The sequence below is a fragment of the Flagellimonas pacifica genome (assembly GCF_900215465.1).
GTDB classification, from domain to species: domain Bacteria; phylum Bacteroidota; class Bacteroidia; order Flavobacteriales; family Flavobacteriaceae; genus Flagellimonas; species Flagellimonas pacifica.
This window is the reverse complement of sequence record NZ_OBEH01000004.1, coordinates 355,322-367,442: the sequence shown is the minus strand read 5'-3', so window position 1 is coordinate 367,442 and position 12,121 is coordinate 355,322. Positions and strand designations below refer to the sequence as shown.

Sequence of the window (12,121 nt, the reverse complement as noted above, 5' to 3'; positions counted from 1 at the left end):
AAAGGGTTGCAATGCTTCTTTCAGTTTTGCAAACTCCATAATTATTGTATATTTGCGCCACTGAACGGATATAAAAGTATTCATGAGGGGACTTCTAGTCCCCTCTTTTATTACTTGGTTTTATGTTAAAGGAGAAAGTAACATCATTATTGAACAAGGCTTTGGATGAGTATCCATCTTTGTTTTTAATTGATTTTACTGTAGGTGGAGATAATACGATTCGAGTAGTTTTAGATGGTGACGAAGGTGTCAATCTTCAAGATTGTATGAATGTTAGTAGGGCCATTGAACACAATTTGGATCGGGAGGAAGAGGATTTTTCTTTAGAAGTTACCTCTGCAGGTGCTTCATCACCATTGCGATTGCCACGTCAGTATAAAAAAAATATTGGAAGAAAATTAAAGGTTAGGACAGGTGAAGAAGAATTAGAGGGAAACCTGACCCAAGCCACCGAAGATAGTATTACCCTGGAGTGGAAGGCACGCGAGCCCAAACCCGTGGGTAAAGGAAAAGTTACAGTTCAGAAGAAACAAGAGATTGCGTTTTCTGATATCCATGAAGCAAAAGTTATATTAAAATTTTAATTGTAGTTCAAAAATGGAAAACCTAGCGCTCATCGAATCCTTTTCAGAATTTAAGGACGATAAGTTTATAGATAGGGTAACCCTTATGGCAATTTTGGAAGATGTATTCCGAAATGCACTTAAGAAGAAATTTGGTTCTGATGAGAATTTTGACATCATTATCAACCCAGATAAAGGAGATTTAGAGATTTGGAGAAACCGGATTGTGGTCGAAGATGGCGAAGTGGAAGAGCCCAACGAGGAAATATCATTGACTGAAGCCAGGAAAATAGAGCCTGATTTTGAGGTTGGAGAGGATGTGTCTGAGGAAGTGAAACTTATGGATTTGGGTAGAAGGGCTATTTTGGCGTTGCGTCAAAACCTGATATCTAAAATCCATGAGCATGATAATACTACCATCTACAAGCAATTTAAGGACTTGGAGGGTGAGATATACACTGCTGAAGTGCATCATATTCGTCACAAGGCGATCATTTTGTTGGATGACGAAGGGAATGAGATCATTCTCCCGAAGGAAAAACAGATTCCGTCCGACTTTTTCCGTAAGGGAGACAATGTTCGCGGGGTAATTGAAAGCGTGGAATTGAAAGGGAACAAGCCAGCAATTATCATGTCAAGAACATCACCGATTTTCTTGGAGCAGTTGTTCTTTCAGGAAATTCCTGAAGTTTTTGATGGGTTGATTACTATTAAAAAAGCGGTAAGAATTCCTGGGGAGAAAGCTAAAGTGGCCGTGGATTCTTATGATGATAGAATTGATCCTGTAGGTGCTTGTGTGGGGATGAAAGGATCTAGAATACATGGAATTGTTCGTGAATTGGGCAATGAAAATATTGATGTGATCAACTGGACCAATAATTCACAATTGATGGTGACAAGGGCTTTGAGTCCTGCAAGAGTATCATCTGTTAAGTTGAATGATGAAAAGAAAACGGCTCAGGTATACCTTAAGCCGGAAGAAGTTTCTAAAGCAATTGGTAGAGGTGGTCATAACATTCGTTTGGCTGGTCAATTAACTGGCTATGAGATTGATGTGTTCCGAGAGGGTGTTGAGGAAGATGTGGAATTAACTGAATTCTCGGATGAAATAGAAGCATGGGTTATTGATGAGTTCAAGAAAATTGGATTGGATACAGCTCGTAGTGTTCTGGAGCAAGATGTGAACGACCTGATCAAAAGAACTGATTTGGAAGAGGAAACCGTTAAAGATGTGGTACGAATTCTTAAAGAAGAATTTGAAGATTAAGCTATATATTAGCAGCGAATTTTAGGGCAAGGAAATACAATTTATGGCAGGAAACCCAACAATAAGACTTAATAAAGTTCTCAGAGAATTGAACATTTCACTGGATAGGGCTGTAGACTACCTTTCATCCGTAGGGCATGAGGTAGAGGCGAGGCCTACAACTAAAATAACAGGTGAAGTGTATCAAGTACTGTTGGATGAGTTTCAAACGGATAAGAGTAAAAAGGTAGCTTCCAAAGAAGTAGGAGAGGAAAAACGTAAGGAGAAAGAAGCACTCAGAATCCAAATTGAACAAGAACAGGAAGAACGAAGACTTGCCCGGGAACGAAGAAGTGCAGAGCAGGTGATCAAGGCCAAAGCGGAGCTTTCAGGCCCTAAAACAGTTGGTAAGATTGATCTGGATAAAAAGCCGGAAGCGCCTAAAGCTGTGGAAGTGCCTAAAACTGTGGAAGCACCGAAAAATGCTGAAGAGCCAAAAGAAGTAGAGCAGCCTAAACAGGAGGTGGAGCAACCAAAGGTTGAAGAAAAGCCAAAGGTTGAGGAAGAACCTGCTACACAGCTCAAAGTTGAGGCAAAGGAAAAAGAAGAGGTCAAGCCTGCTGAGGTTAAAAAAGAACAGGAAGTGGTTGAACAGCCTAAGGAACCAGAGGCGATTCAAACACAATATAAAAAACTTAGTGGTCCAAAGATTACTGGGGATAAAATTGATCTTTCCAAATTCAATAAACCTAAGAAGAAGAAAGAAGAGCCTAAAAAGCCTGCTGAATCTGCGGATAGGAAAAAACGTAGAAAGCGGATTGTTAGCAAAAACCCTTCGCAAGGAGGAGGAAACCGTCCTGGTAATAGAGCAGGTAATAATGTTGCCGGAAGGAGAGGTGGTCAGAGATCATCCGTTCCTAAAGTTGAGCCTACCGAAGAAGAAGTACAAAAACAGGTAAGGGAGACTCTTGAAAAACTTCAGGGTAAATCCAGTAAAGGTAAAGGTGCCAAATACCGTAGGGAGAAAAGAGATCAGCATCGTCAGCAGACAGAAAAAGATCTTGAACAGCAAGAATTGGAAAGCAAAATCCTTAAAGTAACAGAGTTTGTTACTGTTAATGAAGTGGCTACCATGATGAGTGTTTCCACTACACAGATTATTTCGGCATGTATGTCGTTGGGAATCATGGTTACTATGAACCAGCGCTTGGATGCAGAAACACTTTCTATTGTTGCGGAGGAGTTTGGATATGAGGTGGAGTTTGTTACTGCTGAAATTGAAGAATCTATTGAGGAAGAGGTAGATGCTCCGGAAGATTTAAAACCAAGAGCGCCTATTGTAACGGTAATGGGTCACGTAGACCACGGTAAGACATCGTTGCTGGATTATATAAGACAAGAAAATGTAATTGCAGGTGAAAGTGGGGGTATTACCCAGCACATTGGTGCCTATGGTGTTACATTGGAAGATGGGCAAAAAATTACCTTTTTGGATACACCGGGTCACGAGGCGTTTACCGCAATGCGTGCCAGGGGTGCTCAGGTGACTGATATTGCAATTATTGTGGTTGCGGCAGATGATGATATTATGCCGCAAACCAAGGAAGCTATCAGTCATGCCCAAGCTGCAAATGTGCCAATCATTTTTGCTATAAATAAGATTGATAGGCCTACGGCCAATCCAGATAAGATTAAAGAAGGTCTTGCTTCCATGAATTTATTGGTAGAAGATTGGGGAGGTAAGATTCAGTCCCATGATATTTCTGCAAAAACGGGGCAAGGTATAAATGAGCTGTTGGAGAAAGTTTTGTTAGAGGCTGAATTATTGGAGCTAAAGGCAAATCCAGATCGTTTGGCCACAGGTACTGTTGTAGAGGCTTTCTTGGATAAAGGTAGGGGATATGTGTCCACTATATTGGTGCAGACCGGAACCTTGAAAATTGGAGATTATGTACTGGCGGGAACTTGTAGTGGTAAGGTAAAGGCCATGCAGGATGAACGTGGAAAAAATATCAAAAAAGCTGGTCCCGCAACACCAATTTCTATTTTAGGATTGGATGGAGCTCCACAAGCAGGAGATAGGTTCAATGTGCTGGATGATGAGCGGGAGGCAAAACAAATTGCAACCAAGCGCTCGCAATTACAACGTGAGCAATCAGTAAGAACACAACGTCATATTACTTTAGATGAAATAGGTAGAAGGATTGCTTTGGGTGATTTCCAAGAACTCAATATTATCCTTAAAGGTGATGTTGATGGTTCTGTGGAGGCATTGACGGATTCCTTCCAAAAATTATCTACTGATGAGATTCAGGTAAACATCATTCATAAAGGTGTTGGTGCCATAACAGAATCTGATGTTCTGTTGGCTAGTGCATCTGATGCCATTATTATTGGATTTAATGTTAGGCCAATGGGTAATGCTCGAGCGGTTGCCGATAAGGAAGAGATAGATATCAGAATGTACTCAATTATTTATGATGCTATCAATGACCTTAAAGATGCCATGGAGGGTATGTTGTCACCAGAAATGAAGGAGGAAATCACTGGTAATGCGGAAATAAGAGAGACCTTTAAAATATCCAAGATTGGAACCATTGCAGGTTGTATGGTTACCAGTGGTAAGATATTCAGGAATTCACGAATTAGATTGATACGTGATGGAGTGGTAATCTTTACAGGGGAGTTAACTTCTTTAAAACGATTTAAAGATGATGTTAAGGAAGTATCCAAAGGGTATGACTGTGGACTCCAGATTAAAAACTATAATGACATTAAGGAAGGAGATATTGTTGAGGCCTTCCAGGAAGTAGCAGTTAAGAAAAAGCTATAGAAAAGAAGGTGTCCAAAAAATAAAAAAAGCCGCTTAAGCGGCTTTTTTTTATTTTTTTACCTAGAGCTCTTTTCTGGTTTTAAGAGCATTGCGTCAGGGTATTTTTTGCGAACCTCTAAATATTTCCGTTCTGCCTCCAGTTTTGTTTTAAACTTACCTAATCGTACACGGTACGTAGGAGATTCAAATTCAATTTTAGACTGCCATCCAGGGAAATCTATATCTACTTTCGTTTTAAGGTTTTGAGCTCTCTGATAGCTTCCAAAACCTACTTGGATTTGGTAAAAATCAGATTTGGAATTTACCTCAGTGTATAGTGCGACCAGCTCTTCAATCCGAGGGTCTTGCTCAATGGTGACACTGCCTTCCTGAGCAGAAACCTGAAATGTTAAACCAATCAAAAGTGCTATAAATGCAGGGGTTCTCATGATATATTGATGCTTTTTTGTTTTGTTGATATACAAATGTAATTTTTTATGTATTAAGGAGCTTGGCCTCTATTTATTTAGAATGTTTATAAATTAGTTATTATAAATACCTTAACATTTAAAAAAATAAGTCTATGTTGTATTTTTGTCACCGATTTTAGCACGTTGGAACCCTATTGTTCTCAGTATCAGAAGTAAATATCGTGCCAAAAATTTCGATAGAAATTTCGTTAATATGAAAAAGGTTTTATACCGCCATCTATTTTCTAAAGTTTTAGGTCTTTCCCTCCTATTTTTTTCCATTTCATCTTATGCTCAAGAGGAAGAAGCAGTTTCGGCTGAAGTTGTTGCTGAAGCTTCAGGTGGAGGAGATGCGGCAAAAGGAAAACAATTGTTCAATCAAAACTGTGCTGCTTGTCACTCGCTAGATCGTAAGATGACCGGGCCTGCACTGGCAAATGTTGAGGCCAGGCTGTCTGAAGATGAAGGATTGGATAAGGAATGGCTTTATGAGTGGATTAAGAACAGTCCGGGAATGATTAAGGCTGGAGATGCTTATGCCAATAAAATCTACGCAGAATACAATCAGGCGGCAATGACGGCTTTTCCTACGTTGTCCAATACTGATGTTGATGATATCTTGGCGTATACGGCGGCTCCACCTCCTGCTCCTGTAGTGGCAGTTGCTGCAGATGCTACTGGTGAAGGTGCTGGATCAGAAGGAGGGGTTTCCAATGAAATCATACTTGGTGCACTTGCGCTTGTGTTTGGTTTGTTGGTGGTTATGTTGATTTTGGTCAATAGCACACTTAGAAGGATAGCAGAGGCCAACGGTGTTATTCTGGAAAAAGAAAAAGCAGAAAAACGAACTCCTGTATGGAAGGCTTTTGCCCAAAACCAATTCTTGGTGTTAGTGAGCGCTATTTTCTTGCTGTTGGCAAGTGCTTATTTTGCTTACGGGTGGATGATGCAAGTAGGAGTTGATCAAGGGTATGCTCCTGTTCAGCCCATTCATTACTCTCATAAAATTCACGCAGGAGACAATAAAATAGAATGCAAGTATTGTCACTCATCTGCTAGGGTGTCAAAAACTTCAGGGATACCGTCCTTGAACGTTTGTATGAATTGTCACAAGTCCATATATGAGTATAAAGGTAATCCTGAAGGACCTAGTGCTGAGGATATAGCCAATGGCTACACCAATGAATTCTATACCGGAGAGATCAAGAAATTATACAAAGCCGTTGGGTGGGATGAGGAAAATCAAAAATATACTGGTGAGACACAGCCTGTTGCTTGGGTGAGGGTGCATAATCTTCCCGATTTTGCCTACTTCAACCACTCTCAGCATGTTTCAGTTGCTGGAATCGAATGTCAAACCTGTCATGGTCCGGTAGAGGAAATGGAAATCATGGAACAATTTGCTCCATTGACGATGGGATGGTGTATCAACTGTCACAGGGAGACCAATGTTAAAATGGAAGGCAATGAATACTACGAAGCTATTCATGCAGAACTTTCCAAGAAATATGGTGTTGAGGAACTTACCGCTGCAATGATGGGTGGTTTGGAATGTGGTAAGTGTCACTATTAAGAATTTAAAGAAGATAATCTGAGATATATCGTATGGCATCAAACAAAAAATATTGGAAAAGCGAAGCGGAGTTAAATCCGAACGATTCCATTGTTGAGGCGCTAAGACAAAATGAATTTGCAGAGGAAATCCCAGTAGATGAGTTTTTGGGTGATAAAGAAAACCTTTCAGCTACAACTACCAATAGAAGGGACTTTTTAAAGTATGTTGGGTTCAGTACTGCGGCAGCTACCGTTGCTGCCTGTGAAGGGCCTGTTCATAAGTCTATACCCTATGTGGTTCAGCCAGATAATATAGTGCCAGGAGTTGCTAACTATTATGCAACTACTATTGCTAATGGGTATGATTTTGCAAGTATTTTGGTAAAAACCCGTGAGGGAAGACCAATAAAAATAGAAAACAACACAGAGGCTAAAGTAGGCGGAAGTGCTAATGCCCGTGTTCAGGCTTCAGTGCTTACGTTGTATGATAGCAAGAGGGTTCAGGGGCCAATGGCTAATGGTGAGCCAATTGACTGGAAAGAATTGGATGATGCTGTAAAAGCAAAATTAAGGAGCTTGAAAGGGTCTGGTAAACAGATTGTTTTGATGACTCAAACCTATGCAAGTCCTTCTACAGATAAGCTGATTGCTGATTTTAAAGCTGAGTATGGTGGCAATGTAAACCATGTTGTTTATGATGCCATTTCTGAAGATGCAGCTCTAAATGCATTTAATGCCGCTTATGGTGAGCGTGCCCTTGCAGATTATGATTTTGAAAAAGCAGATGTAATTGTCTCTTTTGGAGCTGATTTCTTAGGAGATTGGCAAGGGGGAGGATATGATGGAGGATATGCTAAAGGGCGAGTTCCAAAAAATGGAAAAATGTCCAAGCATATTCAACTGGAGTCCAATATGACCCTTACAGGAGGTAATGCAGATAAGCGTTATCCAATGACTCCAACACAGCAAAAAATTGCTTTGGCCAAATTGTATGGCAAATTAAACGGAAGCAATGTAGGTGGAGGTACTTCTGATGTTGATGCTGCTGTAGAAAATATTGCAGCCCAAATTAAGAAAGCTAGAAACAAAGCGGTAGTGGTCACTGGACTTAATGATGTGAACGCACAAGCTGTAGTATTGGCCATTAATGAATTATTGGCAAGTGAGGCTTTTGATACGGAGAATCCAAAATATGTGCGTCAAGGAGATGTGGCCAAAGTGAATAAATTGGTTGCTGATATGAATGCTGGGCGTGTAGGTGCATTGATTATGGATGGTGTGAACCCTGTCTATTCGCTGCCAAACTCTGCTGATTTTGTATCGGGACTTGATAAGGTAGGTATATCTGTAAGTTTTGCTTTTAATAATGATGAAACTGCACAGTCATCCGATTATATTGCTGCCGCTCCCCATTATTTGGAATCTTGGGGTGATGCGCAATTAAAGAAGGGACATTATAGTTTAATGCAACCTGCTATCCGTGAGCTTTTTGATACAAGACAGTTTCAAAATGCGTTACTAACTTGGATGGGTAGTGAGCAAACCTACTACGATTATATTAAGGAAACTTGGAGCACATCTCTGTTGCAAGGTTCGGATTGGAATAAAGCGCTCCAAGATGGAGTTTTTATAGGGGCTATAACGGAGGTTGCTTCTGATGATGCTGAGCAAGCTACTATTGATTCCAGTGAAGTTGAGGAAGTGCAATCGGGAATTGCTCCTATTGCATCAGCAATTCGCTCCCTGGTAAATTCAACCAGTTCCGGAACTGAATTGGTTTTGTATTCCAAAGTGGGTATGGGAGACGGTCGTCAGGCCAATAACCCATGGCTTCAGGAATTCCCTGATCCAATTTCTAGAGTATCATGGGATAACTATATGACAATCTCCAAAGCTGATGCGGAAGCACTGGAAATGGAAAACTTTAATGTGGCTGATGGTGGTTTAAATGGAAGTTATGCAAAGCTTACTGTTGATGGTGTGGTTTTGGATAATGTTCCGGTTATTATTCAACCTGGTCAAGCAAAAGATACTGTTGGTCTTTCATTTGGTTATGGCAAGCAAGCCGGAATGCAATATGAAATGGCAACAGGTGTAAATGCCTATACCTTATATAAGAATTTTTCCGATGTACAATCTGTAAAAATTGAAAAGGCGGAGGGTGTACATGAATTTGCATGTGTTCAATTGCATAAAACATTGATGGGTAGAGGGGATATTATCAAGGAAACTACCTTGGAAATCTTCAATACAAAAGACCATCAAGAGTGGAACCATATGCCTCAGGTTACCTTAAACCACCAGGAAATTCCGGTTACCTCTCCAGATGCAGATATGTGGGAAGAGTTTGATCGTTCTATTGGGCATCATTTCAATTTATCCATTGACTTAAATGCTTGTACCGGTTGTGGTGCTTGTGTAATAGCATGTCATGCTGAAAATAATGTTCCGGTAGTAGGGAAAGAAGAAGTTAGAAAATCTAGAGATATGCATTGGTTGCGTATTGATAGGTATTATTCTTCTGAAGAGACCTTTGAGCAGGATGATGAGAAAAAAGAAGGAATGGATGGTCTTTGGGGAGATAACGGCTCCTTGGGTGGATTTAGGGAGATGGAAGATGCATCTGCAAACCCTCAAGTAGCATTTCAGCCGGTAATGTGCCAGCATTGTAACCATGCTCCTTGCGAAACAGTTTGTCCTGTTGCGGCAACATCGCATGGTAGACAGGGTCAAAACCAGATGGCATATAACCGTTGTGTTGGTACTCGTTACTGTGCTAACAACTGTCCTTACAAAGTACGTAGATTCAATTGGTTCTTGTATTTTGATAATGATGAGTTTGATTTCAATATGAATAATGATCTAGGTAAAATGGTCATTAACCCAGATGTTAACGTTCGTTCAAGAGGGGTAATGGAAAAATGCTCTATGTGTATTCAAATGACGCAAAAGACCATTTTGGATGCTAAGCGAGATGGACGTGCCATTAAAGATGGCGAATTCCAAACAGCTTGTTCCGCAGCATGTAGTAGTGGGGCAATGGTATTTGGAGATGTTAATGACAAGGATAGCAAAGTTTCTGAGTTGAAGGAAGATGATAGAATGTATCACCTGTTGGAGCATGTGGGAACAAAACCAAATGTGTTCTATCATGTTAAGGTGAGAAACACCAACGAGGCTTAATCAATAAATAAGAAGTAATTAGAAGATAAATTATGGCGTCGCATTACGAAGCACCTATTCGAAAGCCCTTAGTACTCGGAGATAAAGGATATCACGATGTTACCGTTGATATTGCAGCTCCTGTGGAAGGAAAAGCCAATAAGCATTGGTGGATTGTGTTTACCATAGCTTTGGTTGCATTCCTTTGGGGTTTAGGATGTATTATTTATACCGTATCTACAGGTATTGGAGTTTGGGGTCTTAATAAAACTGTAAACTGGGCTTGGGATATTACAAACTTTGTTTGGTGGGTAGGTATTGGTCACGCAGGAACATTGATTTCTGCGGTTTTGTTATTGTTTAGACAAAAATGGAGAATGGCCATTAACCGTTCTGCCGAAGCGATGACCATATTTTCGGTTATCCAGGCAGGATTGTTCCCGATTATTCACATGGGTCGTCCTTGGTTGGCTTATTGGGTAGTGCCAATTCCAAATCAATACGGCTCTTTATGGGTAAACTTTAACTCACCCCTGCTTTGGGATGTATTTGCGATTTCTACCTATTTATCGGTTTCCTTGGTATTCTGGTGGACTGGTTTATTACCCGATTTTGCGATGATCAGAGATAGGGCGATTAAGCCATTCCAAAAGAAAATCTATAGCTTATTGAGTTTCGGTTGGACAGGCAGGGCTAAAGATTGGCAGCGTTTTGAAGAAGTATCTTTGGTTTTGGCAGGTTTGGCAACACCGCTTGTACTTTCAGTACACACTATTGTATCTTTTGATTTTGCTACATCGGTAATTCCGGGATGGCATACGACCATTTTTCCACCTTATTTTGTTGCAGGTGCTATTTTCTCTGGATTTGCCATGGTGAACACACTGCTCATTATTATGAGAAAAGTGTGCAGTCTGGAAGCTTATATCACCGTACAGCATATTGAATTGATGAATATTGTGATCATGGTCACGGGTTCTATTGTAGGGTGTGCCTATATTACTGAGCTGTTCATTGCATGGTATTCAGGAGTTGAATACGAACAATACGCTTTCTTGAACAGGGCAACAGGGCCTTATTGGTGGGCATATTGGTCAATGATGACTTGTAATGTGTTCTCTCCACAGTTTATGTGGTTCAAAAAATTACGTACCAGTATCATGTTCTCATTCTTTATCTCAATTGTGGTGAACATAGGAATGTGGTTTGAAAGATTTGTAATTATAGTCACCTCATTGCATAGGGATTACTTACCATCCTCATGGACCATGTTTTCTCCAACCTTTGTTGATATTGGAATATTTATTGGAACAATAGGTTTCTTCTTTGTACTGTTCTTGCTATACTCTAGGACTTTTCCGGTAATAGCACAAGCCGAGGTGAAATCCATATTGAAAGCATCAGGAGAGAAATACAAGAAACTACGTGAAGCTGGAAGGCCTTTGTATGAAATGCCTTCTAATGGTGGAGCTAAAAAGGAAAAAACCGCCTCTAAAGAAGAAAAGGAAGAAGTTGATCAAGAAAAGGTTTCCTCATTACTAGGTTCAATAGGAACATTTGATGCAGACAAAGAGACAGCCGATGACTTGAAAAAAGTAAAAGGTATTGGTCCACAAATGGAACAGACGTTGAATCAAATAGGAATATTTACGTTTGCACAAGTAAGCAAAATGACCGAAAAAGAATATGATTTGTTGGATTCAATCACCGGTTCGTTCCCAGGAAGGGCACAACGAGACGATTGGGCGGGGCAAGCAAAAAAATTAAACGATAAAAAATAGTTATGGCATCAAAAGTTATACAGGCACTTTATACGGATGATGATGTGTTGATGCATGCTGTAAAGAAAGTAAGGGCAGAACACCATCATATAGAGGAAGTGTACACCCCTTTTCCCGTGCATGGTTTGGACAAGGCAATGGGTCTTGAAGATACTCGCATAGCAATCACCTCTTTTATATATGGTTGCTTGGGATTGACAGTGGCCATTGTGATGATGAATTTCATTATGATTGATGATTGGCCGCAGGATATTGGAGGTAAGCCAAGTTTTAGCTACATTGAAAATATGCCGGCGTTTGTTCCGGTAATGTTCGAGTTAACGGTATTCTTCGCAGCTCACTTAATGGTAATTACATTTTATCTAAGAAGTAGGATGTGGCCGTTTAAAAAAGCGGAAAACCCAGATGTTAGAACTACAGATGACCATTTTTTAATGGAAATAGGAATTCATGATAATGAAAAAGAACTTACAGATTTATTGTGGGGTACTGGAGCTGTGGAAATAAATGTTACAGAAAAGGAGTCGTAAAAA

At 40.2% G+C, this 12,121-nt stretch carries 8 protein-coding genes; 7 read left to right on the top strand and 1 reads right to left on the bottom strand.

The annotated features are described in order from the left end of the window. The first annotated feature begins 122 nt into the window (after window positions 1-122). The 3 genes from rimP to infB are packed head-to-tail and all read left to right on the top strand — an operon-like array spanning window position 123 to window position 4,642. Window positions 123-584: a ribosome assembly cofactor RimP gene (gene rimP / locus CRO15_RS14225; RefSeq protein ID WP_097046502.1), complete on the top strand. Its 462-nt coding sequence runs from the start codon at window positions 123-125 to the stop codon at window positions 582-584. A 13-nt stretch (window positions 585-597) separates the two neighbouring features. Next, the gene (gene nusA / locus CRO15_RS14220; RefSeq protein WP_097046501.1) at window positions 598-1,830 is read left to right on the top strand and encodes a transcription termination factor NusA; all 1,233 of its coding nucleotides are present in this window, start codon (window positions 598-600) and stop codon (window positions 1,828-1,830) included. Between the two features lie 43 nt (window positions 1,831-1,873). Beyond that, window positions 1,874-4,642 (top strand): translation initiation factor IF-2, encoded by a 2,769-nt coding sequence (gene infB, locus CRO15_RS14215; protein WP_097046500.1) that lies wholly within the window; start codon window positions 1,874-1,876, stop codon window positions 4,640-4,642. Between the two features lie 56 nt (window positions 4,643-4,698). Here the strand turns inward: infB and CRO15_RS14210 are convergent, their stop codons facing one another. After that, complete coding sequence (locus CRO15_RS14210) at window positions 4,699-5,070, bottom strand: SPOR domain-containing protein (protein WP_097046499.1); 372 nt, start codon at window positions 5,068-5,070, stop codon at window positions 4,699-4,701. Window positions 5,071-5,305: 235 nt separating this feature from the next. Between CRO15_RS14210 and CRO15_RS14205 the strand changes: the two genes are divergently transcribed. Genes CRO15_RS14205 through CRO15_RS14190 form a run of 4 tightly spaced genes read left to right on the top strand, consistent with a single transcriptional unit; the run spans window position 5,306 to window position 12,118 of the window. Further along, window positions 5,306-6,664, top strand: coding sequence for a cytochrome c3 family protein (locus CRO15_RS14205; protein WP_097046498.1), 1,359 nt, complete (start codon window positions 5,306-5,308; stop codon window positions 6,662-6,664). 32 nt (window positions 6,665-6,696) lie between these two features. Then, window positions 6,697-9,828: a TAT-variant-translocated molybdopterin oxidoreductase gene (locus CRO15_RS14200; RefSeq protein ID WP_097046497.1), complete on the top strand. Its 3,132-nt coding sequence runs from the start codon at window positions 6,697-6,699 to the stop codon at window positions 9,826-9,828. Between the two features lie 32 nt (window positions 9,829-9,860). Next, window positions 9,861-11,588 carry an NrfD/PsrC family molybdoenzyme membrane anchor subunit gene (nrfD, locus tag CRO15_RS14195; protein WP_097046496.1) on the top strand — a complete coding sequence of 576 codons (1,728 nt, stop codon included), beginning with the start codon at window positions 9,861-9,863 and terminating at the stop codon, window positions 11,586-11,588. A 2-nt stretch (window positions 11,589-11,590) separates the two neighbouring features. After that, on the top strand, window positions 11,591-12,118 hold the full coding sequence (locus CRO15_RS14190; RefSeq protein WP_097046495.1) for a DUF3341 domain-containing protein: 528 nt from the start codon (window positions 11,591-11,593) through the stop codon (window positions 12,116-12,118). Window positions 12,119-12,121: the final 3 nt, after the last annotated feature.